Annotated in this window: 21 protein-coding genes and 3 pseudogenes; 16 read left to right on the plus strand and 8 right to left on the minus strand. The window is 69.2% G+C overall.

Annotation, left to right across the window (positions count from 1 at the left end; genetic code table 11):
* The 6 genes from ADL12_RS20905 to ADL12_RS20930 all read left to right on the plus strand — a co-directional run.
* Nucleotides 1-250: substrate-binding domain-containing protein (locus tag ADL12_RS20905; RefSeq protein ID WP_159053234.1), on the plus strand; the 250-nt coding region annotated here is incomplete at its 5' end.
* A gap of 128 nt (nt 251-378) precedes the next feature.
* Entirely contained in the window at nt 379-1,620 is a 1,242-nt protein-coding gene (locus tag ADL12_RS20910) for a sugar ABC transporter substrate-binding protein (RefSeq protein WP_062704191.1), read from the plus strand.
* Between the two features lie 20 nt (nt 1,621-1,640).
* Nucleotides 1,641-2,624, plus strand: a complete 984-nt coding sequence (locus tag ADL12_RS20915; protein WP_062704192.1) for a carbohydrate ABC transporter permease — start codon at nt 1,641-1,643, stop codon at nt 2,622-2,624.
* Complete coding sequence (locus ADL12_RS20920; protein ID WP_062704193.1) at nt 2,621-3,472, plus strand: carbohydrate ABC transporter permease; 852 nt, start codon at nt 2,621-2,623, stop codon at nt 3,470-3,472. Before ADL12_RS20915 ends, ADL12_RS20920 begins: the two co-directional genes overlap by 4 nt.
* Before the next feature lie 116 nt (nt 3,473-3,588).
* Nucleotides 3,589-5,352: an amylo-alpha-1,6-glucosidase gene (locus ADL12_RS20925; RefSeq protein WP_062704194.1), complete on the plus strand. Its 1,764-nt coding sequence runs from the start codon at nt 3,589-3,591 to the stop codon at nt 5,350-5,352.
* A 50-nt stretch (nt 5,353-5,402) separates the two neighbouring features.
* On the plus strand, nt 5,403-7,283 hold the full coding sequence (locus ADL12_RS20930) for an RICIN domain-containing protein (protein WP_244187992.1): 1,881 nt from the start codon (nt 5,403-5,405) through the stop codon (nt 7,281-7,283).
* A gap of 78 nt (nt 7,284-7,361) precedes the next feature.
* Here the strand turns inward: ADL12_RS20930 and ADL12_RS20935 are convergent, their stop codons facing one another.
* Complete coding sequence (locus ADL12_RS20935; RefSeq protein ID WP_208614585.1) at nt 7,362-8,612, minus strand: DUF418 domain-containing protein; 1,251 nt, start codon at nt 8,610-8,612, stop codon at nt 7,362-7,364.
* A gap of 285 nt (nt 8,613-8,897) precedes the next feature.
* Between ADL12_RS20935 and ADL12_RS20940 the strand changes: the two genes are divergently transcribed.
* From ADL12_RS20940 to ADL12_RS20955, 4 genes are all read left to right on the plus strand, one after another.
* Nucleotides 8,898-10,685: an ABC transporter ATP-binding protein gene (locus ADL12_RS20940; protein ID WP_062704196.1), complete on the plus strand. Its 1,788-nt coding sequence runs from the start codon at nt 8,898-8,900 to the stop codon at nt 10,683-10,685.
* Nucleotides 10,686-10,774: 89 nt separating this feature from the next.
* Entirely contained in the window at nt 10,775-11,137 is a 363-nt protein-coding gene (locus tag ADL12_RS20945; protein ID WP_062704197.1) for a hypothetical protein, read from the plus strand.
* 226 nt (nt 11,138-11,363) lie between these two features.
* A complete protein-coding gene (locus ADL12_RS20950) occupies nt 11,364-14,621 on the plus strand; it encodes a glycoside hydrolase family 2 TIM barrel-domain containing protein (protein ID WP_244187993.1) in 3,258 nt (1,085 codons plus the stop codon).
* A 45-nt stretch (nt 14,622-14,666) separates the two neighbouring features.
* A complete protein-coding gene (locus tag ADL12_RS20955; protein WP_062704198.1) occupies nt 14,667-15,389 on the plus strand; it encodes a dienelactone hydrolase family protein in 723 nt (240 codons plus the stop codon).
* Between the two features lie 95 nt (nt 15,390-15,484).
* Here ADL12_RS20955 and ADL12_RS50720 read toward each other — a convergent pair whose 3' ends face one another.
* Nucleotides 15,485-15,580 carry a hypothetical protein gene (locus tag ADL12_RS50720; RefSeq protein ID WP_244187994.1) on the minus strand — a complete coding sequence of 32 codons (96 nt, stop codon included), beginning with the start codon at nt 15,578-15,580 and terminating at the stop codon, nt 15,485-15,487.
* Between the two features lie 114 nt (nt 15,581-15,694).
* On the opposite strand from ADL12_RS50720, the pseudogene ADL12_RS50725 reads away from it, so the two are divergent.
* From ADL12_RS50725 to ADL12_RS20970, 4 genes and pseudogenes are all read left to right on the plus strand, one after another.
* A pseudogene (locus tag ADL12_RS50725) lies at nt 15,695-15,835 on the plus strand (IS5/IS1182 family transposase); the annotation flags it as partial.
* A gap of 162 nt (nt 15,836-15,997) precedes the next feature.
* The gene (locus ADL12_RS20960) at nt 15,998-16,729 is read left to right on the plus strand and encodes a hypothetical protein (RefSeq protein WP_062704199.1); all 732 of its coding nucleotides are present in this window, start codon (nt 15,998-16,000) and stop codon (nt 16,727-16,729) included.
* A gap of 81 nt (nt 16,730-16,810) precedes the next feature.
* Nucleotides 16,811-16,949, plus strand: a pseudogene (locus ADL12_RS58510) (IS630 family transposase); the annotation flags it as partial.
* A gap of 483 nt (nt 16,950-17,432) precedes the next feature.
* On the plus strand, nt 17,433-18,569 hold the full coding sequence (locus ADL12_RS20970; protein ID WP_062704201.1) for a PQQ-dependent sugar dehydrogenase: 1,137 nt from the start codon (nt 17,433-17,435) through the stop codon (nt 18,567-18,569).
* Nucleotides 18,570-18,827: 258 nt separating this feature from the next.
* Here ADL12_RS20970 and ADL12_RS20975 read toward each other — a convergent pair whose 3' ends face one another.
* From ADL12_RS20975 to ADL12_RS49250, 4 genes are all read right to left on the minus strand, one after another.
* The gene (locus tag ADL12_RS20975) at nt 18,828-19,457 is read right to left on the minus strand and encodes a LysE family translocator (RefSeq protein WP_062704202.1); all 630 of its coding nucleotides are present in this window, start codon (nt 19,455-19,457) and stop codon (nt 18,828-18,830) included.
* 734 nt (nt 19,458-20,191) lie between these two features.
* Nucleotides 20,192-20,371, minus strand: coding sequence for a hypothetical protein (locus ADL12_RS20980; protein ID WP_062704203.1), 180 nt, complete (start codon nt 20,369-20,371; stop codon nt 20,192-20,194).
* A gap of 350 nt (nt 20,372-20,721) precedes the next feature.
* Complete coding sequence (locus ADL12_RS20985; protein ID WP_063806702.1) at nt 20,722-21,105, minus strand: DUF6463 family protein; 384 nt, start codon at nt 21,103-21,105, stop codon at nt 20,722-20,724.
* A gap of 2 nt (nt 21,106-21,107) precedes the next feature.
* Nucleotides 21,108-21,437, minus strand: coding sequence for a DUF3995 domain-containing protein (locus ADL12_RS49250; protein WP_079052183.1), 330 nt, complete (start codon nt 21,435-21,437; stop codon nt 21,108-21,110).
* Between the two features lie 154 nt (nt 21,438-21,591).
* On the opposite strand from ADL12_RS49250, the gene ADL12_RS20990 reads away from it, so the two are divergent.
* Nucleotides 21,592-22,188 carry a TetR/AcrR family transcriptional regulator gene (locus ADL12_RS20990; protein WP_062704205.1) on the plus strand — a complete coding sequence of 199 codons (597 nt, stop codon included), beginning with the start codon at nt 21,592-21,594 and terminating at the stop codon, nt 22,186-22,188.
* Nucleotides 22,189-22,472: 284 nt separating this feature from the next.
* Here the strand turns inward: ADL12_RS20990 and ADL12_RS58515 are convergent.
* Nucleotides 22,473-22,652 (minus strand): annotated as a pseudogene (locus ADL12_RS58515) (DUF317 domain-containing protein); the annotation flags it as partial.
* A gap of 402 nt (nt 22,653-23,054) precedes the next feature.
* Between ADL12_RS58515 and ADL12_RS21000 the strand changes: the two are divergent.
* Entirely contained in the window at nt 23,055-23,789 is a 735-nt protein-coding gene (locus ADL12_RS21000; protein WP_062704207.1) for a dienelactone hydrolase family protein, read from the plus strand.
* Between the two features lie 149 nt (nt 23,790-23,938).
* Here ADL12_RS21000 and ADL12_RS21005 read toward each other — a convergent pair whose 3' ends face one another.
* Entirely contained in the window at nt 23,939-24,442 is a 504-nt protein-coding gene (locus ADL12_RS21005) for a hypothetical protein (RefSeq protein WP_159053236.1), read from the minus strand.
* Between the last annotated feature and the right edge of the window lie 510 nt (nt 24,443-24,952).

Below are 24,952 nucleotides of genomic sequence, written 5' to 3' on the forward strand. Positions count from 1 at the left end.
GGGGCTGGCCGTGGCCGGCCGCCATGTGCCGCGCGACTTCTCCGTCACCGGAGTCGTGGCCGGCCGTTGGGCGGAGACGGTGACCCCGCAGCTCACCGCGGCGGACGTACCGGCGGAACAGATGGGCCAACTTGCCGTCGACCTGCTCATCGAGCGGCTCGACCACCCCGACGCCGCCCCTAGACACCACCTGCTCGCGCCACCGATCTCGCTGCGGTCCAGCACCGGTCCCGCCGGCACGAACCTCTAGCCACCCTCACCCAGACCCCTCACCCAGACCCCCTCACCCAAGCCCCCTCAACACCCTCCAGCAGCACCAGCCGCCCCTGATCGCCACTCCCACGGCACCCCCTTGCCCAAAACGCAGAGGAACGCGCAATGAACAGATCCACCAGACGGCGCCTCACCGCCGCAGCCATGACCGTCGTCGCCGTCGCCACCGGCACCACCGCATGCTCTTCCGGCTCGGGCAGCACGTCCGCGAAGGCGGACGGCGGCGCGTACACCATCTGGGACCCGTACCCGCAGTTCGACAAGAGCTCGGACTGGGCGAAGCTGCTGGACGACTGCGGCACCAAGGCCGGAGTGAAGATCAAGCGGACGGCCTTCGACACCAGTGATCTGTCGAACAAGGCGCTGCTGGCGGCGCAGCAGGACAACTCCGCGGACGTCCTCATCGTCGACAACCCGGTGGTGTCGACCCTGGCCGAGGCGGGCGTCCTCACCACGACCGACGACAACAAGCTCGACACCTCGAAGGTGGACCCCAACCTGCTCGCGGCCGGCCAGTCCGGCGGCAAGACGTACGGCACCCCGGTCGGCGCCAACACCCTCGCCCTCTACTACAACAAGGAGGTGCTGAAGGAAGCCGGAGTGGACATCGGCTCCGTCAAGGACTGGAAGTCGCTGACGGCGGCGCTGGCGAAGGTCGAGAAGGCCGGCAAGAAGGGCATCACCTTCTCCGCGATCGGTACCGAGGAGGGCAGCTTCCAGTTCCTGCCCTGGTTCTGGGGCTCGGGCGCACAGCTGACCGACCTCGACTCCGCCGAAGCCGTGTCCGCGCTGTCGCTGTGGAAGGGCTGGCTGGACAAGGGCTACGCCCCCAACTCGGTGCTCAACAACACCCAGACCACCAGCTGGCAGGAGTTCGCCAGCGGCGACTACGCGTTCGCCGAGAACGGCACCTGGCAGCTCGCAGGCGCCAAGAAGGCCGGCTTCGACTACGGAGTCGTCCCCGTCCCGAACGCCACCGGCGGCAACGCGGCGGCCCCGACGGGCGGCGAGTTCGTCACCATCCCGGTGCAGGGCGACACCGGCCGCTACGCCACCTCGCAGAAGCTCGTGTCCTGTCTGACCAGCAGCGAGAACCTCCTCGTCACCGACACCACGCTCTCCTATGTCGCACCCACCAGCGAGGTCCAGGACAAACAGGTCGCGGCCAACGCCGAGTTGAAGCCGTGGGTCGATGCGGTCAAGGCGGCCAAGGGACGTACGAGTGACGATCTGGGCACCAAGTACCCGAAGATCTCCGAGCAGTTGTGGAAGGCGGTCCAGTCCGCCCTCAGCGGGTCCAAGTCACCCGAGGACGCGCTCGCCACGGCACAGTCCGCCGCCAAGTAGCCAGCGCCAGAGGCCGGTTGATGAATCACACGACACAGGTGCCGGACCGGCTGCCGGTGCGCGAAGAGACCGGGGCGGCCACCGCCGCCCCGTCTCCGCCCCGCGCCAGGGCACCGAGGCGTCCTACCTCCCAGCAGTGGGCCGCCTGGGCGTTCCTCGCCCCGGTGACCCTCTACCTCGCCCTCTTCTACGCCTATCCCCTCTACCGCAACCTCGACCTGAGCCTGCGCAACTACACCGTCCGCTCCTTCGTCCAGGGCGACGCACCCTTCACCGGTCTCGCCAACTACCGGACCGTCTTCGATGACCCGACCTTCGCCCCCGCGCTCCTGCACACCGCGGTGTTCACCGCCGTATGCCTGGTCTTCCAGTACGCCATCGGCCTGGCCCTCGCGGTCTTCTTCAACCAGCACTTCCGGCTCTCCGCCACGCTGCGCGCCCTGTTCCTGGTGCCCTGGCTGCTGCCGCTGATCGTGTCGGCCTCCACCTGGTCGTGGATGCTCAACAGCGACTCCGGCATCGTCAACGCGGCCCTGCACGCCGTCGGCGTCGACCCGGTGAACTGGCTGACCTCACCGTCCTGGTCGCTGACCTCGGTGATCATCGCGAACATCTGGATCGGTGTGCCGTTCAACCTCGTCGTGCTCTACAGCGGCCTGCAGTCCATCCCCGGTGCGCTGTACGAGGCCGCCGCCCTCGACGGGGCGGGTGCCTGGCGGCGGTTCTGGAGCATCACCTTCCCGCTGCTGCGCCCGGTGTCCGCGATCACCCTGCTGCTGGGCCTGGTCTACACGCTCAAGGTCTTCGACATCATCTGGATCATGACCAAGGGCGGCCCGGCGGACTCGTCCACCACCTTCGCCACCTGGTCCTACCAACTCGGCTTCGGCAACCTCCTGCCCGCCTTCGGCCCGGGCGCGGCCGTCGGCAACCTGCTCGTCGTCGCCGCCCTGGTCTTCGGCCTGGTGTATCTCAGGGTCCAGCGAAAGCAGTACGAGTCATGACAACCATCGCGACCGCACACCGTCCGCGCCGGGCCCGCCGCACCACCTGGTGGAAGACGGCCACGGGCCTCGTCCTCACCGCGCTCATGCTGTTCCCGGTCTACTGGATGCTCAACGTGTCCTTCACCCGCGACCAGGACATGCGCAAGAGCCCGCCCGGCCTGTTCCCCGTGCACGGCACCCTGGCCGGTTACCGGGCCGTCCTGGACGAGCAGTTGCCCTACCTCGCCACCAGCCTCGTCATCGGCCTGGGCACCGTCGTCCTGACCGTCGCCCTCGCCGCACCCGCCGGCTACGCGCTGGCCAAACTCCGCCCGCGCGGCGGCGGCGTGCTCGGCTTCCTCTTCCTGGTCGCCCAGATGATCCCCGGCATCATCATGGCGATGGGCTTCTACGCCATCTACCTGCAGCTCGGCCTGCTCCAGTCCGTCCCCGGCCTGATCGTCGCCGACTCCACCCTGGCCGTCCCCTTCGCCGTCCTCATCTTCACCGCGTTCATGTCCGGCATCCCCGGCGAACTGCTCCAGGCGGCGACGATGGACGGCGCCGGGCCCCTGACGACCTTCCGGTCGATCGTCCTGCCGATGAGCCGCAACGCCGTCGTCACGGTGTCCCTGTTCGCCTTCCTGTGGTCCTGGTCCGACTTCGTCTTCGCCAGCACCCTCGCAGGCGGCGGCGCCCACGAACCGATCACCCTCGGCATCTACCACTACATCGGCAACAACAACCAGGAGTGGAACGCCATCATGGCCACCGCCGTCGTGGCCTCACTGCCCGCCACGGTGATCCTCGTCCTGGCCCAGCGCTACGTCGCCGCCGGCGTGACCGCCGGAGCGGTCAAGGACTGAGCCCGCGGCGCGGACCGGGACCAGGTCCTGCCACACCACCACCACTACTACTACGCCCGACCTGACCGAGCCCCCGGTCGGCCGTTGCCCCCTGCTCGAGAAACGAGTCACCCGTCATGACCGCCGCACCGTCCGGCCCGGCCTTCTCCGTCCACGACATACCCTTCAGCACACACGGATCCTGGTTCGGTATCTCTCCCGTACTCGCGGAGAAGACGCGTGCTGAAGACCTCCACCTCGTCTCGCACCAGAACGGCATGCACGCCGTCCTGCGCCTGGTCCCGCTCGAAGTGGCGACGGGCGGCCGGGCCGAGACGCGCGTCGAAGCGACACCGAGCCTGCTCCGCTGGATCCACGAGGCTGGACACATCGAACTCGCCTACGAGTCCCCGGACACGGTACGCGTATGCGGCGAGGGTCTGGGCCTGCGCGTCAGCGCGGCGGCGCAGACCCTGACTCCCTTCAACGGCACCTACTTCTACCGGGAGCCGGTCGCCGACGCGTATGTGTTCACCTCGTACGAGACCGGACGCCGATACCGGGTCACCGTACTGTCCGGCTCGGTGACCGACATGTCCGGCTCCGAAGCCCTGGGCAGCGCGGAGCGCGGTGTCACCATCGCAGCGGACTCCGGCGGAGGCTGGGAGATCGCGGTGGAGGAATTCGACGCGGCGCGAGCGCCCTACGCCTCGTCGGCGGCGTTCGGCAAAGTCGCGGAGGCTGCCCGGAACTCCTTCGCGGAGTTCGTCGACGCGGTGGCCCCCTGGCGCTCGTCCGCCACCCCGGCCGCCGAACTCGCAGCCTACGTCCTGTGGTCCGCGACCGTACGCCCGGCAGGGCTGGTCGGCCGTCCCGCCGTACTGATGTCCAAGCACTGGATGGACAAGGTCTGGAGCTGGGACCACTGTTTCAACGCCCTCGCCCTGGCGCCCGGTTGCCCCGAGCTGGCGCGAGACCAGTTCGCGCTGCCCTTCGACCACCAGGACGAGAGCGGGGCCCTGCCCGACTCGGTCACCCACTCGGAGGTGCTGTACAACTTCGTCAAACCGCCCATCCACGGCTGGGCCTTCGGCAGGCTGCGCAGACGGCTGCCCAGGCCGCTCGACCAGGCGGAGCTGGCCGAAACGTACGGCATGCTGGAGCGCTGGACGGACTTCTGGCTCACCGCGCGGCGCGCACCCGGCGCCGCGCTGCCCCACTACCAGCACGGCAACGACAGCGGCTGGGACAACGCCACCACCTTCGACCCCGCACGTGTGGTCGTCACCGCCGACCTGGCCGCCTTCCTCATCCTCCAACTGCACGAACTCGCGTTTCTCGCCACCGAGTTGGGGCGCCCGGAAGACGCCCGCAAGTGGACGCGCACGGCCGAGGAGACCCAGGCCGCCCTGTTCGACGAGCTCTGGAACGGCGACCGGTTCATCGCCCGTTCCGCTCACGGCGAGGACACCTGGAGCAGCTCCAGCCTGCTCGACCTGATGCCCGTCGTGCTCGGCGAGCACCTGCCGGACGATGTCAGCGCCGTACTGGCAGAACGCATCGAGGACCACCTGACACCGCACGGCCTCGCCACCGAACTTCCCGACTCACCGCACTACCTCGCCGACGGCTACTGGCGCGGCCCGATCTGGGCCCCGGCCACCGTCCTCATCGAGGACGGCCTGCGCCGCGCCGGCCACCACCGCCTCGCAAACGAGATCAGCGCCCGCTTCCGCGCCCTGTGCGAAACGTACGGCTTCGCCGAGAACTTCGACGCCCTCACCGGCACGGGCCTGCGCGACCGCGCCTACACCTGGACCGCCGGCAGCTACCTCCTCCTCGCCGAAGCCCATGAACTCCGGCACGCCGCACCCGCACCCGCCGCGCACACCGGCGGCTGAGCCCCCCCGGCGCCCCGCCCAGGCAGCACCCACCCTTTCGGGAGAACGAAATGCGCATGTCCCGCTTCCTTCCACCGTCCGGACGCACCACGGAGCCCGGCTCCGCAGGAGGCCGCCGTCCGCGTAGGACCACCGCGCTCGCGGCGCTGTTCGCGTCGGTCGCGGCCGTCGCCCTTCCCGGCACGACTGCCCAGGCCGCCGACACCACCGTCACCGTCGACTTCTCCGCCGCCGGGGGCGCCCCCACCTACCGTGCCTCGGGCACCATCTACGGGATGACCGAGAACGGCTCGCTGCCCCAGGAGCACTTCTACAAGGACATCAAGTGGAAGTTCATGCGGGCCGGCGGCGCCCAGCTCGACAACCCCGGCGGCTGGGTCGCCGGCAAATACGACCGCCGCTGGAACTCCACCCTCGCCCAGTACAAGCGCACGAAGGCGCTCGGCGGCACCTTCGTCATCCTGCCGCACGACCTGTGGGGCGCCGACGGGACCACCGAACCCACGTTCCCCGGTGACAACGGCGACTGGACCCGCTTCGACGCCTTCTACGACCGCCTCCTCGCCGACGCGAAGGCGGCCGGCATGACCGACATCCAGTGGGACATCTGGAACGAGCCCGACTGGCATCCCTTCTGGGACCGGCCACAGGCCCAGTACCTGGAGATGTGGAAGCGTGCCTACCAGAGGATCCGCGCGGTCTTCCCGAATGCGGTGATCGTCGGCGCCAGCACCGCCGGCAATCCCGCGTCGGGCGGCTCGTCCTGGTGGAACACGTACCTGGACTACGTCAAGGCCAACAACGTCGAGCCGGACGTCTACAGCTGGCACGACCTGCCCGGCGACCCCGTCGAGGACTCGAGCGCTGTCAGGTCGAAGCTGGCGGCCCGGTCGATGACCACAAGTCGGCCGTTCCAGGTCAACGAGTACGCCAGCCCGACCGAGCAGACCCCGGGACGTGGCGGCTGGTACATCTCCCGTCTGGAGCGGGCCGGGGCCGACGGCCTGCGCGCCAACTGGGCGTCTGCGAACAACCTGCACGACTTCCAGGCGAACCTGCTCACCAAGAGCAGCTCCGGCCAGTACCTGCCGCTGGGCGAGTGGTTCCTCTACCGGTACTACGGCTCCCAGACCGGGAACATCGTGAAGGTCACGCCCGGTACGAACACCGACGGGCTGGCGACGAAGGACAACACGGCTCGCAACGCGAAGATCCTGCTGGGCAGCAACGGCAACACCGGCAACGTCACCGTCAGCCTCAACCGCCTCGACACCACGTCGGTGGTGGAGAACGGCCGGGTGCGCGCGATAGTCCAGCGCATACCGAACAACGGCGGCGGCGCGGTGACGGGTCCGGTGACGGTCTCGGACCAGACCCTGACCGTGAGCGGCAACTCGGCCTCGGCGAGCGTGCCGTGGACGAATGCCGCCGACGGCTACACGGTCACCCTGCTGCCGCCGTCGAACACCACCATCTCCACGGTCGCGGTGGCCCAGCACAGCGGGCAGTGCCTGGACGACACCAACCTCAGCACGGCCAACGGCACGCAGTACCAGCAGTACCACTGCGAGGGCGGCTACCAGCAGATGTTCGACTTCAAGCCGGTCGCCGGCCGGGCGAACACCTACACGGTGGTCAACCAGCACAGCGGCAAGTGCCTGGACGTCTCGGGACGCTCCACGGCCGACGGTGCCGCCGTCATCCAGTACACCTGCAACGGCGCCACCAACCAGATGTTCACCCTCAACCCCGTCACCGCGCTCGGCAACAGCAAGGACTACCAGCTGGTCGCCGTCCACAGCGGCAAGTGCGTCGACGTCAGCGAGATCTCGACGGCCCCCGGCGCGAAGATCCACCAGTGGACCTGCGACCCGGCGAGCGCGCTGAACAACAAGAAGAACCAGATCTGGCGCCTCCAGGGCAAGGGCTGACCTGCGTGAACAGCGGTCGGGGGCGGGCACCCTCTTTTCGGGTGCTCGCCCCCTCCGTCGTTCCCGGGACGCCGGGCCTCACCGGATGTGCTTCGCCGGCTTGGTGGCGGCGTTGAGCAGATACTCCAGGGGTCCGCGGCGGAAGAAGCGGGACCAGATCCCGGCGAACACGATCGCCCCGAGGACGAACATGATCAGCGTCACCCAGGACTTCTCGTCGGAGGTCGCGCCGAGCCCGGGCAGCCAGCCCTGTACGACGAAGTGGCCGACGTAGGCGGTCAGGGACATGGTGCCCACGGCGACGACCGGTTGGGCCAGGCGGCGCAGTCGCGGCAGGCGGTCCATCGCCACCGTCGCGCCCACGATCATGAGGATCGCGACTCCCACGCTGCCGATGATGTCGAACGTGGTGCCGCTGTGCGGCCCGGCCGTGAAGAGCGACGAGACCGGAAAATCGGTCTCGAGCGACCCGCTGTCGAGGGGCATCGACCCGGAGCCGCCGGACGACGGCCCGTCTTCCGCCGTGCTCCGCAACGCGTCCTTGCCGGCCAGCAGCAAGGACATGCTGTACGCGGCCACGGTGAGGGCGGCGCCGAGCGCGGCCAGGCGCCACTGGACGGCGGTCGCGGACAGGTCGAAGCGGGCCAGCGCCATACCGGCGATCACGAACGGAATCCACGTGATCGTCGGGTAGAAGCCGGTGAACAGCAGATCGAGCACTCCCACGTCACTGAGCCGGTGGAGCGGGTCGTAGGCGTTGATGCTCTTCGTGACCGACTCGGTCAGCAGCGCGTTCAGGGCGAAGGACAGCTGCGGTGTGACGAGCGCGAGAACGAAGGCGATGATCGCGAGCGTCCTGGCCCGCAGTCGCACCAAGGGCAGGGCCAGCAGGAAGTACACCCCGTAAAAGGCGAGGATGACCACTTCCCCGTATTCCGTCGCCATCACGGTGCCCAGCGCCAGCAGGACCACGGCGCGGATCGCGATCCTGGCCTTCGCCTGCCGGCCGGCCAGGCCGGTCTTCGGCTCCCGGCGCCCGGCGAGCAGCATCAGCGAGAACCCGGCGAGGACGGCGAACAGGACCGACGAATGACCGTCCGCCAGGTAACGGACCCAGCTGTCGACGCCGTCCGTGGCGGACAACGCGGGGCCGATGTGCACGACGTACATGCCGAACACGGCCAGCGCGCGGGCCAGGTCCACCCCGACGAGGCGCCCCATCGAAGGACCGGGCGAGGCCGGAACGACGGACTCGGGCGGGGTTCGGGGCTGCGGAGGCGAGTTCTCCTGCGGAGCTGACGTCTCCTGCAGCGGCTGCGACTTTGTCATACGGGGAATCTCGCGTTGCCGCCGGGCGGCGGACCATCCGGCAGTCTTCGGTAACGGCCCCGCCGATCGGCGGGTACCACCCTGCCGACCGGCGGAGTCTCCTACCGACCGGTCCGGCGCGACTGGACGGCGGCCTTGGTCCAGCCACTCGGCGGGGGTGGACCCGACAGTTGCCGGATGGGCGCGGGGCGGCCGTGCCTCCAGGCTGGAGGCATGACACACCGTGCGCGACACAAGCCGGATCGCTGATGCGGTGCCCGGCAGACTGCAGAAGAAAGGAATTCCGTGAACACCGCATCCGCCCCGACGACGGATGAAACGTCCCTGTCCGCCCGAGAGACGGTCAAGGCACTGTACGCATATGTCCGCCCGCACCGGGGGGCCGTCGCCCTCGGCCTGCTGTGCGCCCTGGTCGGGGCCGCCGGGGGACTGCTGCAGCCGCTGGCCACGAAGACACTGGTGGACCGGCTGGCGACGGGTGAGACCATCGCCGGGGTCCTGCTGGCGCTCACCGCGCTGGTGCTGCTGGGCACGGCGGTCGAGGCGTTCGGCGCGTATGTGCTGGAGCGCACGGCGGAGTCGGTGGTCCTGGCCGCGCGGCGCACCCTTGTGGGGCGGTTGCTGCGGCTGCGGATCTCGGAGTGGGAGCGGATCCCACCGGGTGATCTGATGTCCCGGGTCACCTCGGACACCACGCTGCTGCGGGCGGTCAGCACCCAGGCGGTCGTCTCCGCGGCCACCGGCGCGGTGGCCTTCGTGGCGGCGATCGTGATGATGGCGTTCCTGGACGTCGTGCTGCTGGGTGTGACGCTCGGCGTGGTCGTGCTGGTCGGCGGGGCCTCCGCGCTGGTGATGCCGAGAATCGCCCGCGCCACCGAACGCTCGCAGGAGGCGGTCGGGGAGATCTCCGTCGCGCTGGAGCGGGTCTTCGGGGCCTTCCGCACGGTGAAGGCGTCCGGTGCCGAGGAGCGGGAGACCGCCCGCGTGGAGGCGGCGGCACGGAGGGCGTGGCGGCACGGCGTGAAGGGCGCGAAGTGGGAGTCCGTGGCAGGCTCGGCGGACGAACTCGCCGTACAGCTGGCCTTCCTCGCGGTGCTCGCGGTCGGCGGGGCGCGGGTGGCGTCCGGGGAGATCCCCGTATCCACCCTCATCGCCTTCCTGCTGTACCTCTTCTACCTGATCGAACCGGTGTCCAAGCTGGTCGACGCCGTGACCCACTATCAGGAGGGGGCGGCCGCGATCTCCAGGATCGCGCACGTGGAACGCCTGTCGACGGAGCCGCCCGCCCGGCAGACGGGCCCCGTGCCCAGGCAGCGGGCAGCGGTGTCGCCTCCGGCGTCGGTCCGCTTCGAGGACGTGTCCTTCCGCTACCGTCCGGGCCTGCCGTACATCCACCAGCAGGTGAGTTTCCAGGTGCCGGGCACCGGGATGACGGCCTTCGTGGGCCCCTCCGGTGCGGGCAAGTCGACGGTCTTCGCGCTCATCGAGCGGTTCTACGAGGCCACCGGTGGCCGGGTCCTGGTCGACGGCAAGGACGTACAGGACTGGTCCCTGTCCGAGCTACGGTCCGCCATCGGGTACGTGGAGCAGGACGCCCCGGTGCTGGCTGGCACGCTGCGGGAGAACCTGGTCTTCGCTGCGCCCGGCGCAACGGACGACGACATCCGCGACGTCCTGGCCCGGACGAAGCTCGACACCGTCGTCGACCGCCTGCCTCACGGCCTGGACACCCCGGTCGGGCACCGCGGCTCGCAGCTGTCGGGCGGCGAGCGGCAGCGCATCGCCATCGCCCGCACCCTGTTGCGGCGGCCCCGGCTGCTGCTGTTGGACGAGGCGACCTCGCAGCTCGACGCCGTCAACGAGCTGGCGCTGCGGGACGTCATCGCGGAGGTGGCCCGCGAGACCACCGTCCTGGTGGTGGCCCACCGCCTGTCGACGGTGACAGGCGCCGACCGGATCGTCGTCATGGACGCCGGCCGGGTCCGGGCCGTGGGCACCCACGCAGAACTGGCGGCCCAGGACCAGCTGTACGCGCAGCTGGCGGCCACCCAGCTCCTGACCTCCGCGCGATGACCCACCACACGCACCGACACCCACGGATACCAAGACCGCGAAAGGCCCTGTATGAGCACCGAGTTCGCCATCCGTCACAGACATGCGGTGTGGAACTGGCTGGCCCGGCCCACCGCGCTGTTCTGGCCCATGGCTATGCCCACCAGATTGCCCACCGCGATGCCCAGGGCCATCCCGGCGTACGGGGTGTGGTGCGCGCCGTGCTCGCCGAATGGACGCTGGTGCCGGCGGCACTGCCCACCACACTGCTGCTGTGGGGTGCGGGCCTCGGCTGGTGGCGTTCCGAGGGCATTGAGTACGTCGCCTTCGGAGCCAACACCGTCCTGCTGCTCTGCTGGGGCCTGCTCGCATGCAGGGCCGCAGGCCACACATGGGGACGAGCCGTCAGGATCGGCTGTACCGACGCGCTCCTGGGAGTGGCCGTCGCCTTGGCCAGCACCCTGTTGAAGTGACGCCGGGTGCCTGGATCTCCGGACGGCTGCGCCCCCCGTCGCCTCGGGATGGATCTCCATGGAGACGGCAGGCGCCAGCCCTCATCGCATCTCCGCGGCTGTGGCGGCGCCCCCGCTCGCGCAGCACAGAATCCCCTGAACAACTCCGTGTGATGGCGGCGCTTCCCGCAAGACGCCTTCGATAATACGGTCGCGCGAGTCACCTGCGGCCGTCGGAGGATTCCGCATGTCCGCACGCTATTTCGAGGACTTCGCACCCGGCCACGGCAGGGCCGCGCCGCGCGCGGCCCTGGACTCCGACACTCCCAGAATCGACCTCAACGGGGACTGGGCGTTCCGGTTCTCGCCTGCCCTGCGCCCGGAACCGGACGGATTCGAAGCCCCGGACTTCCACGACGGCTCCTGGGACACTCTTCGCGTCCCCTCGCACTGGCAGCTGCACGGCTACGGTCGGCCCATCTACGTCAACATCGCCTACCCGATACCGGTCGACCCGCCCTTCGTCCCGGACGAGAACGAGACCGGGGACTACCGCCGGATCTTCGACCTGCCCGCCACCTGGGCGAGCACGCCGGCCGTGCTGCGCTTCGAGGGCGTGGACTCCTGCGCCCGGGTCTGGCTCAACGGCCGCGAGCTGGGCGTCACCTACGGCAGCCGCCTGTCGACCGAGTTCGACGTGACCGAGCTGCTGCGGCCCGGCCGGAACGTACTGGCGGTCCGGGTGCACCAGTTCTCCGCGGGCACCTACCTCGAGGACCAGGACACCTGGCGCCTGTCGGGCATCTTTCGCGATGTGTCCCTGCTGGCCCGACCTGCGGGCGGCATCCGGGACGTCTTCGTGCACGCCGACTACGACGCGGACACCGGCGCGGGCCGGCTCCGGGTGGAGGCCGACGCTGACGCGCCGGTGCGGATCGACATCCCGGCTCTCGGGATCCACGACCAGCCGGCCGGGGCCGAGTTCGCCTTCGCGGCGGTACGGCCCTGGAGCGCGGAGGATCCGCAGCTCTACGAGGCGTACCTGGCCACCGACAGCGAGCGGGTCCGGGTCCGGGTCGGGTTCCGTAGCGTGGCCGTCGACGAGGCCGGAGTGCTCCGGGTCAACGGTCGCCGGGTGGTGCTGCGCGGCGTGAACCGGCACGAGTTCGACCCCGATCACGGCCGTACGCTCTCGCTCGAAACCATGTGCCGCGACGTGGAGTTGATGAAGCAGCACAACATCAACGCAGTGCGCACCGCGCACTACCCGCCGCACCCCGCGTTTCTCGACCTGTGCGACGAGCTCGGCCTGTGGGTCATGGCCGAATGCGACCTCGAGACCCACGGCTTCGAGCACGCCGACCCGGAGCGCTGGCAGCGCAACCCCTCCGACGATCCTCGCTGGCACGACGCCTGCCTGGACCGCATCGAGCGGACCGTGGAACGGGACAAGAACCACCCGAGCGTCATCCTGTGGTCGCTCGGCAACGAGGCCGGGGACGGCCGCAACCTTCGGGCCATGTCCGAGTGGGTCCGGCGGCGCGACCCGTCCCGCCCGATCCACTACGAGGGCGACCGGCTCGGCGAGTACACCGACGTCCACGCCGAGATGTACCGGCCGCCCGCCGCCGTCGCCCGGATCGGCCGGGGACAGCTGCTGCCGGGCGAGGTCTCCTACCCGCCGCGCGCCGGCTCCGGCGACCCGGCGGACGACCCGCGCAACCGCAAGCCCTTCCTGCTCACCGAGTTCGCCCACGCCACGGGAAACGGGCCCGGCGGGCTCGCGGAATACCTGCAGCTGTGCGACGAATACCCGCGGGTCCAGGGTGGCTACGTCTGGGAGTGGATGGACCAGGGACTGCGCACCCGCGACGCCCAGGGGCGCGAGTTCTTCGGCTACGGCGGCGACTTCGGCGAGGACCTGCACGACGGCAACTTCATCTGCGACGGCCTGGTCTTCCCCGACCGCACCCTTTCCCCCGGTCTCCTGGAGTACGCGAAGGTGATCGCCCCCGTCCGCATCGGCCCCGGCCCGGAGGCGGACGCCCTCGCGGTGGAGAACCGCTACGAGGTGCTGGATCTGTCCCATCTGCGGTTCACCTGGTCGCTGGCCCGCGAAGGGGTCGAGGTGGACCGCGGCGTGCTGCCCACACCGGAGCTCGCGGCCGGGGAACACGGCCGGCTGCCGCTGCCCCGGCTGGACCCGCGGGGCGGGGAGGACGGCGCAGGCGAACTCTGGCTCACCGTCCAGGCGGAGCTGGCCAAGCCCGCCGACTGGGCCCCCGAAGGTCACGTGGTCGCCTGGGGACAGCTCCAGCTCTCCGAGACGGGCCGCCGCCGACCGATCGGCCTGCCGGGCCCTGCCCGCAGCGAGGGCGAGCACATTCTGCTCGGCCCCGGCCGCTTCGACCGGACCACCGGAGCTCTGCTCTCCCTCGGCGAACTCCCCCTCCGCGGACCACGGCTGAACCTGTGGCGCGCCCCCACCGACAACGACCGCGGCTGGCACCAGCGCGACGCCGCCTACTGGAAGGACCGCGGGCTGGACCGACTGCGGTACCGCACCGTCTCCGTCACCCCTGACGCACACGGCATGACCGTCGTCGTCCGCAGCGCCGCCGCCGCGGGCAGCTCCGGCTACCTCACCACCTACCGCTGGGACAGCGACGGTGACAGCCTGCGCCTGCGGGTGCATGCCGAACCCGTCGGCCACTGGCCGGAGCGGGGCGACGACTTCCCCGGCTCCATGGTGGACCCGGCCCTCCCGCCGGAGGAGTACCAGGAGCTGGTCCGCAGGAACGGGTCCCGCTCACTGGCCCGCATCGGACTCGACTGGGAGATTCCCGCCGACCGGTCCCAGGTGGAGTGGTTCGGCACGGGCCCGGGCGAGGCCTACCCCGACTCGCGCCAGGCGGTTCGCGTCGGACGTTTCCGCGCGACCGTGGACGAGCTGCAGACGCCTTACGTACGCCCCCAGGAGAACGGCAACCGTGCGGACATCCGCTGGGCCACCTTCACCGACGGAGCCGGGAACGGACTGCGGGTCGTGGGCGAAGAGCCGTTCCATCTCGCCGCGCGCCGCTGGACCGACCAACACCTCGACGCCGCCCGGCACCACACCGATCTCGTCCCGGGCCCGCTGATCCACCTCCACACCGACCATGCCGTCCAGGGCCTCGGCACCGCCGCTGTGGGACCCGGCGTCCTGCCTCAGCACCGGCTCGAACTCGCGCCCGCGGACTTCGCGTTCATCCTGACTCCCTTGCAGCAGAAGTCGTCGAGGATGGTGAAGGCCGGCTCAGGCGGTCCCCGGCGAGCGCGGCCGCTTCCCGGCGCAGGGCATGACGGCAATGGATCCGGCCACGGAGCCTCCGCAAAAAGCCGTTGGCGGACCACCGCGACCACTGCTACTTTTCCCGCGGCCGTGCGAAAGAACGAGGAGGTGGTACCCGTGAACGCAGTATCGACATGGGTGCTCCCCTCCGGGGTCACGGTCGGGCGATAGGTCGTCCGGGAGCGCCGTTCAAGCGCACTCCCGAAAGGCACGACCATGCAATTCACTTCCGAACAGCGCCTCGACGACGGCGTCTTCGAACGCGAATTCACCCTCGGCGAGATCCCCGGCACCCTGTGGACCCCTGAATCCGCCGCACCGGCCCCGCTGATCCTCATGGCCCACAACAACGGCCTGCCCAAGGCGCAACCCCGGCTGGTGGCCCGGGCCCGGTACACCGCGGCGCGCGGCTACGCGGTGGCCACCATCGACGCCGCCGGGTGCGGTGACCGTCCCCGTTCCGCCGCCGACGAGCAGGCCCGCGCCGACCTCCGCCGGGCGATGCAGGCCGGCGAGCCGGTCGATGAGATCTTCGAGTCCTTCGTCGGCCCGCTGGTCGAAAAGGCGGTCCCGGAATGGCGGACCACCCTGGACGCCCTCCTTACGCTGCCCGAGATCGGCGACCCCGTCGGGTACTCGGGATGGACCGCCCTCGGCATCCGCCTTGCGGCGGTCGAGCCGCGCATCGCGGCCGCAGGCTTCTTCGCCGGGGGTTACGTGCCCCGCGCCCAGCGTGAGGAGGCCCGGCAGATCACCATTCCGCTGCTGCTCCTGCTGCAGTGGGACGACGAAGGCAACCCCCGGCAACGGGCCCTTGACCTGTTCGACGCCTTCGGCAGCAAGGAGAAGACGCTGCACGCCAATCTGGGAGGGCACACCGGCACCCCCTGGTTCGAGCTGGAGGACGGATGCCGGCTCTTCGGCCGACACCTGAAGTGAGGCCGGGCCGTCAGGCCGACAGCGGACGCTAAGGGGGCGTCGGCCTCGAGGCACCGCGGCCAGGGGCGGTGCCGACTCGCGTTTCGCGGAGGGAATCAGTCCACGTTCACCGCCTGCCAGAGCTGGCTGTCGGCGTTCGTGTCCGTCGTCTGGACGAGCTGAGCGCCTGCTGTCGTCGACGAGCCGGACACCGCGAGCAGCTTGCCGCTGTTCTTGTTGAGGACCTTGTAGAACGCGTTCTTGGCGGGGAAGGCTTTCGAACAGCGGCACCTGCTTCGTCACCGTCGAGGCATAGGCGTCGATGCCTCAAGCAGACCGCGCTGGAGCCCTACGACCTCATCGTTGGCCACGTCCTAGAACAGATTGCCGTCGACGGCTCCATCACCAAAGCCCCCAGCGGCGATGCCGCCGGGCGTTCACCGGTCGATCACGGCAAGCAGGGCCTGAACGCCCGGGTATGAAGCCGAGGCCGAAGACCGGTCCGTCCGCCCCGGGCAGCGGCATGTGAGGCGGCGTGCTCATGACACAAGAGTAGGTAAGATCTCTGGTCAGAAGGCCTGGACGCCACGGGGGGGGTGTTCGGCCGTTCAGATCAAGGGGCGGGGAGTATGTCCGGTGCGGGGTCGGACGGCTACAGGATCCACGCGAGCGGCATGGACAGTGAGGCCGGAAAACTCGACCGGGCAGGCGACGACGTCGGCGCCATACGCAACGCCGTGGGAGACCACATGTGCTGCGCACCGGACGCTCTCGGCGGCTCCGACTCCGGCCCCGCGTACGACAACTTCGCCGCCGCCTGGCAGGCCGAGGCGAAGACGCTGGAAGCCTCGCTGCACGAACTCGCGGGCAAGGTCGGCATCTCCCAGCGGAACTACGAGAGCGCCGACCACGACACCATCGTCGCTCTGCACTCCGCGGGCGTGGACGACGGCCTGACGACCATGCCCGTACCCGCCGCTGCCCACCCGGGGACGACCACGGGCCTTACCCCGGGCGCGCCCCGCCGCCCTCGGTGGGCCGCTTGGTACCTGACCTCGCCGGAGCCCGACCCCGACGTCGTCCGGAACACGGACAAGCGGGAGGAGATCGAGGCCGACGACGACGCCGTCGGCAGCGGGAGCGGAACGGACTTCTTCGACTTCAAGGCCGTCGGTCCGGGCACGACGAAGATCCGGCTCATCCAGTGTCCGCATGGTGCCTGCGACGACGGCGGCGATGCCGACGGTCCCGTCACTCCGTCCCCCGTCCCCAGCGGCAGTCCCACCCCCCCCCAGAAGAAGTACCGAGCCACCATCCACACCGTCACCGTCACCGTCACCGTCACTGTGAGGAAGGCATGACCTCCGCGCCGCAGACCTCGCCCCCCGGCCGGACCGACGACGAGCTGGCGCAGTCGGACATCCCGGCGATGCTGCGCTACGGCTGAGCGGTTCGCCCGGGGCGAGCCGAGCTCGGTGATCGCGAAGGAGTTACGGGTCAGTGTGCGGTCTGCGGTCTGTGCAGCGCTGGCGGCGGGCGTGGTCCATGGTGTGGGGGCCGTTGCCGGTGAGGAGGCGGGGCCTTGTCGTCCCGGACGACCTTGACGGTGCCGGAGTTGGCGGTGGTCTGCACGTCGTAGCCGGCGCCCTTGAAGGCGTGGTTGGGGTTGGTGGCGACCGTGCCGTCCTGGCGTACCCGGTACCTGGCTGAGGCCACGGCGATGAGGGCGCTTTCGTGGAGGGTGTTGCGGAGTTCGCCGAGCCGGTCGGCCTCCGAGCCGAGCCCGCGCGGCCGCACTCCGGTCACTGCCAAGCAGCCGCCGGGCATTCGCCTGAGCACAGCGCCGGGGAACGGGGAGGTGGAGGGCGCGACGGGAAGTGGAGCGGAGGTAAATGGATGGAGTGGTGGTCTATATCAACAACTCCTGTCCCGGTACCCTCACCTGTGGCCAGTAGCGCACCATCCCCCCACCCCCCAGGTTGCGTGCCGGCGTGGATGACACCCACCTAACTCTGCCCCTAGCAGCCGGGTGCCCACCCGTTCGCCGCCTCTAGGAGGATCACGGTGAAAGTTCGCACCAGAAGCTCGGCGATCATCGGCACCCTCTGCCTCGTCGCTTCCCTCGCCTTGACCACGGCATCTGCCGACGAGCCCGCCGCCCCACGTCAGGCAGCGAAGGTCGTGCTCAAGAAAGTGGCCACGGCCCAGAATCCAACCGCCGGCGCCGCCGGTCCCGGTGGCACGGTCTGGATAGCCGAACGCGCAGGCAAGGTAAGGGTCTTGGACGATGAGGGGCTCGGCGAGCCCGTCATCGACATATCCAGCGAGACCACCACCAACGGCGAACGCGGCCTGCTGGGCGTCGCGTTCGACAAGGAGTTCGCGCACTTCTACATCTCGTTCACGAACCTCGAAGGCACCAGCACCGTGGACGAGTTCGCCGTGCGGGACGGGAAGATCCAGCCGGACACCCGGCGCACCGTCCTCACCCAGACCCAGCCCTACGCGAACCACAACGGCGGCGACATCACGTTCGGCCCCGACGGCTACCTCTACATCGCGCTCGGCGACGGCGGCTCGGGCGGCGACCCGCACGGCAACGGGCAGAACCTCGACACGCTGCTGGGCAAGCTACTGCGGATCGACCCGAGCGGCGGCAAGCCGTACGCGATCCCGCCGGACAACCCGTTCGTGGACGACCCGAACGCGAAGGACGAGATCTGGGCGTACGGGCTGCGCAACCCGTGGCGGTTCTCCTTCGACGCGGGCACGGGCGACCTGCTGATCGGTGACGTCGGCCAGAACGCCTGGGAGGAGATCGACTGGGCCCCGGCAAACAGCAAGGGCGGCGAGAACTACGGCTGGTCCCAGATGGAGGGCAACCATCCCTTCCGGGGCGGCACGGAGCCCGCGAACCACGTACCGCCGATCCACGAGTACGACCGCAACGGGCTGGGCTGCTCGGTGACCGGCGGATACGTCTATCGAGGTGAGGCGATCCCGGACCTCAAGGGGCAGTACGTGTTCAGCGACTACTGCGACGGCACCGTCCGCACTCTGCAGATGGAGAACGGCAAGGTGACCGGCGTGAGCAACCTCGGAGTCGACGGCGGCCAGGTCGTCTCGTTCGCGCAGGGAGGCAATGGCGAGCTGTACGTGCTCGACCTGGGTGGCAGCGTCTCCCGCATCGACCCGGCGTAACGGCTACTGGATGATGAGGCTGCCGAGCAGCGAGCATCACCCAGGCTGGCTGGATCACCTCGGGGATCTCCGGCTCGCTTGAGGCACACCCGCCGCCCCGGCCCGAGAACCTTGACGTCCTTCGGGTGCAGGACCTGCAGTTCGGCCACCTTTGCTGGACGACGCTGAGTCAGTGTCGTGCCTTCGGGGCCATGTTCGGGTCGGGGCTCACCGGTCGGTCTCGTGCCCGGCCGACCGAGCACAGCGAACCTTGCCCTATCAGTGTTCGGCTGCCAGCCGGACGCCCAGACCGATGAACAGGCTCCCGGTCGCGGCGTCGACCCGGCGCCGCACAGCCTGCCGTCCGCGCAGCCAGCCGCCGATTCGTCCAGCCAGGACGCCGACCGTCCCGTCGGCGAGGAACTCCAGGACGATCAGGACGGCGCCGAGGACGGCGAACTGCGCCCACACCGGACCCGCCTCCGGGGCGATGAACTGGGGCAGGAATGCGACCATGAACGTGAACGTCTGCGGGTTGGCCGCGGAGGACACCACGCCGTTGAGGAACGCGCGCCTTCCCGACATCGCGCCGGCGGCCGCTACGTCGACGTGGCCATTCTTGCGCCGGCGAATCATCTGGACACCGAGGTAGACCAGATACGCGGCCCCGGCGAACCTCAGCACCGTGAACACGACCGGGAACGTGGTCAGCAGGACGGCGAGCCCGGCGGCGGCCGCGACCACGTACAGCGCGTCCCCCGTGATCACCCCGAGGGTTGCCAGCAGCCCGGCGCGGGCCCCGCCCCGCATGCCGCATCCGAGTACGAACAGCATGTCCGGCCCTGGCGTGACCAGGGCGACGATGGTGGTCACCGTGAAGACGGTGAGCAGGTGAGGATCAACGGGCATTCGGTGATCCTCGCGCCTGACGCCCGGCCGGGCAATCGATTGCCCGGCTAAATTGAGGGTGGGGCGGCTTGGTTGAGGCGCCGGACGCGGATCAGGGCGGACATTGCGGTGCCGGAGCCAGACCCGCGAAGACCGCCGCGAGCCCGTCCGGACTGGTGAAGCCTGGCAGGTCATGGCCAACTGCGGCGAGGGAGCTCTACTGCTGCGACTGGCCGGGCCTGGCAGGGAAGTCGCCTGTTTCACCGGCCGTGCCGGTTGCGCGGGGGCCGAGGTACCGGAGCCGCGCCAGCGGTGCTGTCGCCCCTTCCGTTTGCAGCCCCAGCTGCTGAGCCGTCGGCACCTCCAACTGCCCAGTGAGCACGCCGAGGACGAGGGGGGGGCGGCACCTGCGAGGATGAGGTCGGGGGATCGTGGAGCGGTCAACGTCGTTCGTATCTCGCCAACCAGTGGCTGCGAAACTCCTCGTCCTCGGAGACGTCGGCCATGTACCTCGCGCCGAACCGTCCGAGTGCCCGGATGATCGCCTCTAGCTCTCTGCCGGCGTCGGTCAAGTGCTTGTTCGGGCTCCAGGAGCGGCTTGTGCGCAGCAGCTCCGTCCCACAGGCCACGCAGAATGCCCGACGGGCACGGGCCGATCGCGGCGAGCATGTCGTTGAGAGTGAGGCCGGCAGCCTCCGGGAGCGCCCTGGAGTGCATACCGGGCTGCTACCAGTTCAGGTGCCTCAGCAAGCCGATCAGGGGCGGGGCGTGGACGGCTCCACCTTCTCGCGAGGGTGTCTGACCTGTTCCAGTACGTCCTGCTGCGCGAGGCCGAGCCGTTGCTTGACTTCCGTGAGTGCACCTTCTGCGTCGGTGAACTCACGCACCGACAGCTCTGCCTGGGCCAGGATGTCGTGCGGGCTTCCCTCACTCATGCCGGTGATTATGCAGCGGATCGGCGGACGCAGGTCCTGAAGCCGGTCAGGGCGCCGAGCCCCCCAGAACATCGACATCTGCGCAGGGTCGGGGCTCATCGGCTGCGCCCGGCGGGGAGGGCGGTCGGCGGCGAGCATGCGTGGGCAACTGCAGCGCCCAGTTTGGCTGGTGGGCGGCGTGGCCGCCCCAGAAGGTCCACGCGGGAATCTGATGTAGCGGCCGTCGATCGTGTGCTTCCAGTCTGCGTCGGTGATGTAGGTTCCGCGATTCCGTGAGCAATTCCAGGGGATCACGAGCACCGGATGAGCATTTCCGGGTGATCACGAGCACTTGTCACGGTCGGTAGTTGCTAGGAGAGGGTGTCCGACGGCTCTTCCCCCGCGCTGTCCCGCCGGGTTGCGATCAGGGCCAGCACCCCAAGCACGATCAGTCCGGGCGCGCCGGATACGGGATAGAGGATCTGGAGCGGCACACCGATGGCGAGCAGATACCAGCCCAGCTGTGCCGGGAGCCTGCCGGTGTCACGGACGATACGCCCACTCAGGGTGCCCAGGGCGAGGAGGCCGAACCCAGCGAGGAAGAACCACATCTCGTACTCACGCTGCGGTTCTCCGGGGACAGCGTTCCAGAATCCGTCGCGGGCCATGTCGTCGAAGGTGCTGGAGGCGATCAGGGCGACCGCGAAGTGCACTGCTGTCAGTCCCATTACCAGTCGGGGAATCAATCGGGTCATTGTCAACTTCCTCGATTCTTGCGGTCCTTGAGTCTCCGGATGGCGGGGCGCCGGTCTTGGCGGCGAGGGGCGCGGGTGGAGACGGCGAGGTATGCCGTCAGCCCCCCGAGCGTCAGACACAGCGGGGAGTACAGCGCCAGGTCCCAGCGGGTGAAATCGGTCGGCCGACGGGTCAGGCTGGAGGAGACCAGACCTGCCGTACCTCGCAGCAGCAGCACGCCGGCGACGCCCCATACGCCCTGGCGTACCAAACGATGTGGCCCCACCTGCGGAACCAACTCGGCCTGAGCCGCGGTCGCATAGGCTGCCGCCCCGAGCGCAGCCGTGGCCAGTGGCTAGGGAGAGAAGGTCCAGATCCCGTGCAGCGCCCCGGCCGCGCCGAGACCAATCGCGGCCGTCCCACCAGCGAGTTTCGTCAGCGGCACGCTGCCCCCCCATTCCGCCCGTACACCCCTGTATGGAATGACCATACAGTACTGTACGGGCATGGCGAGAAGGCACCTCACACCCCAGGACTGGTCGACCGCGGCGCTGCGTGCGATGGCACACGGCGGAGTCGCCGCAGTGTCGGTCAACGCACTCGCGGGCGAGCTGGGGACAACCCGGGGCAGCTTTTACTGGCACTTCAAGGATCGCGATGCACTGTTGACGGCCGCGCTGGAAGTGTGGGAGGAGGACAACACCACTGCCCTGATCTCAGAGTTGGGCGACATCACCGACCCCCGGCAGCGACTGACGGCCCTATTCACCACCGCGCTGGGGCAGCACGACATCAACGGCCTGGAGCCCGCGATCGTCGCCCACGCCGATCACCCCGCCGTCGCCCCGATCCTGCGCCGGGTCACCGACCGGCGGATCGCCTACCTCACCGACCTCTACACCAACCTGGGCCTGGCCCCCGCCCCAGCCCGGCGTCAGGCGGTCGCAGCGTACGCCGCCTACCTCGGATGGCTCGAACTGCGCCGTTCTGCCAGCGACATCGTGCCCGAAGTCGCCATCACCGGCACCACCGCCACCGCCGCGCTGGAGCACCTGATCACCGAGCTGGCCCGATCCGGCGAGCACCAGGCGAAGCCGGAGTAAAGGGCACCACCGTATGCGGGAACCGGCGTGGTGGCCGACCGAGCTCGAAAATTTGCGTCGACGAGTACCGCCTTCACCGACCGTGACCACCGACGATGCCGCGATGGCAGACGCTGTTCATGATCAGCCAACGTCACCTGTGCGCGTTGAGCGCGGATTTCGGTGTCTCCGCAGCAAGCAGTGCTCACGGATTCGCGGACCCGACAGGTGAGTGGCTGGGTCGCCTGGGCCATGGTGGAGTCCGTACTGGTGCATGGACCGCGGCCCCACGCGTTCTCGGTGGCCAGGGAGTCCAGCAGGGCACACACGATCGCGGTCGGAGCGGAGGCCGTGGCCGTGGCCGTGCCGTGCCACAGGAGGTCGCTGACCGGCGTTTCGTAGGCCGCGAAGGTCCACTTGATGTCGTGGCCTTCGGCGTCGTGGTCGTAGAGCGCTCGCAGGGTGAGTGATTCGTGATTGGCGATGGTCGTGTTGACATCCCAGGTGCGTTCCCCGTCAAGTCCTGCGTGTTGAGGCCAGGGAGTGTTTCGAAGTGCAGTGAGGACCGTGCAGCCGCAAGATCGGTATCGGTGTCACGGGCAGCGCGTCGACCGGGTTCAAGTCCCGAGGTGGTGGCTGAGATCATGCTCGCGAACCGCACTGTGGACTGGAGGTGTTGGCGTCGGCTTTGTTCGGTGGATTATGTTGTGGGGATGACTACCGGGACGGCATTGCGCCACACACGGATTGGTGACCCGGTGCTCTTCTGAGCGCCGTACGGGCCAGTGCGGGCCCGCTGTTCGGTCAAAGATCTTGCGCTGCTGCGCGGGCTCCGCCTCCGTCGTATTGATCACAGGCTCGACACATCAAACACGACAGGAGAATTCATGCCCACCAAGACGCTGCAGATTCCCACCGCGGACGGCCAAGCCGACGCCTTCGCCGCCCTCCCCGACCACGGCGAGCGGCACCCAGGCGTGCTGATGTACGCCGACGGCTTCGGCATCCGGCCCGTGCTGCGGGAGATGGCCCGCGAACTGGCCGGGCAGGGGTACTACGTTCTCGTCCCCAACCTCTTCTACCGGCACGGCCCGGCACCGGTGATCGAACTTCCCGAGTACATCGGAGAAGAGGTACGGCCCGCGGTCTTCGCCCAGCTGATGCCCTTGATCGAGGCGCACACCACCGAACGTGTCCTGCGCGACGCCGACGCCTACCTCAGGTTCCTCACTGCCCAGCCCGAGGTCAGCGCCGGACCGGTCGCGGTGACCGGCTACTGCATAGGCGGCCTCCTGGCGATGCGCACCGCCGCGGCCCACCCCGGCCAGGTGGCTGCCGTCGCCGGATTCCACGGCCCCGTGGGCGGGGACGGGCCCGACGCCCTCGCCAAGATCACCGCCCAGGTCCACTTCGGCCACGCCGAAAGCGACCTGACGCCCAAGGCCCTCGGCGAGCTCAACCAGGCCCTGGACGCCGCGGGTGTCGACTACACCTCCGAGATCTACCCCGGCACCGTCCACGGCTTCACCATGTCCGACACCGACGCCTTCAACCCCACCGCACTGCGGCTTCACTGGGACCGCTTGCTCTCCCTCCTCGGCCGCACCCTGGTCAAGGGTTGAGGTTCCGGCCCGGAAACCAAAATGGGTGGTGTAGCTCGCTCTTCTCCAGGGAATTGCTGATCTGGCACAACGCTGATGGAAAGGTGGGCTGTCCCGACGTCGGGACAGCGCCGGTGCAGAGGGCTGCCGACGCGGGCCAGGACAGTCGGTCAGACGACGCGCAGTGCCAGGAGGTGGTCGACGGTTGCGGCGACGACCACACCATCCTCGGCGATCGCAAGGCTGCGGATGGGAGAGTGGAGGTCGAGTCGTCCCGCCGGTTCGTCATCTTCCTGCCAACAGTGCAGAACGCCGTCGCCGCCGCCTGCGGCGATGAGCCTACCGTCTGCGGAAGCCGCCATGGCTGAGATCGTCGAGGATGCGCCGGTCAGCGTACGGCTGACGCGATTGAAGCTCAGATTCGGGTCGAAGTCACCTGCGTTCAGCTTGAGTTCGTGGATTTCGAGGGCCTTGAAGCTAGGAGCCACAAACGCGGCACGGCCTCGGTGGCAGCAGCCTGCCATGCGGATATCGAGGTTGGAGTCGTCCCCCTCGGCCGGGAACACGCCGAATCCGTGGAGCCCTCCGGCGGTATCGACCAGGTGGCCCACCGCGGCAGACGCGACCACCATGAACATGCCCTGCCCATCCCACGTCCCGAACTGGCGCAGCATCGCACCGTGATGGGTGTGAGGTGAGATGAGTGCGATCTCTCCGGCCTCGCTCCCGGAGCCAGCATTCCGGAAGAGGCGTCCAGAGCCAGGGTGTTCACCCCGCTATAAAGGTGGGACGTGTACCACTGATGTTCCTCAACGGGCTCTTCCCCGCTCTCGTCAGCGGACTCCTCCTGTTCCCGCCGGTCCTGCTCTTGAGCAGGACCGGGGCGTGGCGTGCAGGACAAGGGTGGATGCGGTAGGCGGGGCGTCAGGCAAGAAGGTGCATACCTCGCCGGAAGCGTTCCCTGCTGCATATGCCAGGCCGTCTTTGCACGCGCCCGCGCGCGGTGCCTGCGATGACCTCCCCGGTTTGGGCGTCGGACGGTCCGAGTGCCAGGATCGGGTCGGCCTCCTCATCCGGGTCTGACAGGGCGTAGTCGCGGAACTGGGAGTCATGACATGAACCGGGCCCTGTGCTGAGCGGGCCGAGCGTAAGGCGCCTGACGGGTAAAAGACCAGGTCAGGCGC

The organism is Streptomyces regalis (assembly GCF_001509475.1).
Classification (GTDB): domain Bacteria; phylum Actinomycetota; class Actinomycetes; order Streptomycetales; family Streptomycetaceae; genus Streptomyces; species Streptomyces regalis.

Coding starts and splice junctions, on each gene's coding strand:
- ADL12_RS21005 (WP_159053236.1), bottom strand. CDS start 24,442: ATGCTGCGCCAGTTCGGGACGTGGGATGGGCAGGGCATGTTCATGGTG.
- ADL12_RS20920 (WP_062704193.1), top strand. CDS start 2,621: ATGACAACCATCGCGACCGCACACCGTCCGCGCCGGGCCCGCCGCACC.
- ADL12_RS20975 (WP_062704202.1), bottom strand. CDS start 19,457: ATGCCCGTTGATCCTCACCTGCTCACCGTCTTCACGGTGACCACCATC.
- ADL12_RS20915 (WP_062704192.1), top strand. CDS start 1,641: ATGAATCACACGACACAGGTGCCGGACCGGCTGCCGGTGCGCGAAGAG.
- ADL12_RS20985 (WP_063806702.1), bottom strand. CDS start 21,105: ATGACCCGATTGATTCCCCGACTGGTAATGGGACTGACAGCAGTGCAC.
- ADL12_RS20925 (WP_062704194.1), top strand. CDS start 3,589: ATGACCGCCGCACCGTCCGGCCCGGCCTTCTCCGTCCACGACATACCC.
- ADL12_RS20980 (WP_062704203.1), bottom strand. CDS start 20,371: ATGAGTGAGGGAAGCCCGCACGACATCCTGGCCCAGGCAGAGCTGTCG.
- ADL12_RS20950 (WP_244187993.1), top strand. CDS start 11,364: ATGTCCGCACGCTATTTCGAGGACTTCGCACCCGGCCACGGCAGGGCC.
- ADL12_RS20930 (WP_244187992.1), top strand. CDS start 5,403: ATGCGCATGTCCCGCTTCCTTCCACCGTCCGGACGCACCACGGAGCCC.
- ADL12_RS20990 (WP_062704205.1), top strand. CDS start 21,592: ATGGCGAGAAGGCACCTCACACCCCAGGACTGGTCGACCGCGGCGCTG.
- ADL12_RS20960 (WP_062704199.1), top strand. CDS start 15,998: ATGTCCGGTGCGGGGTCGGACGGCTACAGGATCCACGCGAGCGGCATG.
- ADL12_RS20910 (WP_062704191.1), top strand. CDS start 379: ATGAACAGATCCACCAGACGGCGCCTCACCGCCGCAGCCATGACCGTC.
- ADL12_RS20955 (WP_062704198.1), top strand. CDS start 14,667: ATGCAATTCACTTCCGAACAGCGCCTCGACGACGGCGTCTTCGAACGC.
- ADL12_RS20935 (WP_208614585.1), bottom strand. CDS start 8,612: ATGACAAAGTCGCAGCCGCTGCAGGAGACGTCAGCTCCGCAGGAGAAC.
- ADL12_RS21000 (WP_062704207.1), top strand. CDS start 23,055: ATGCCCACCAAGACGCTGCAGATTCCCACCGCGGACGGCCAAGCCGAC.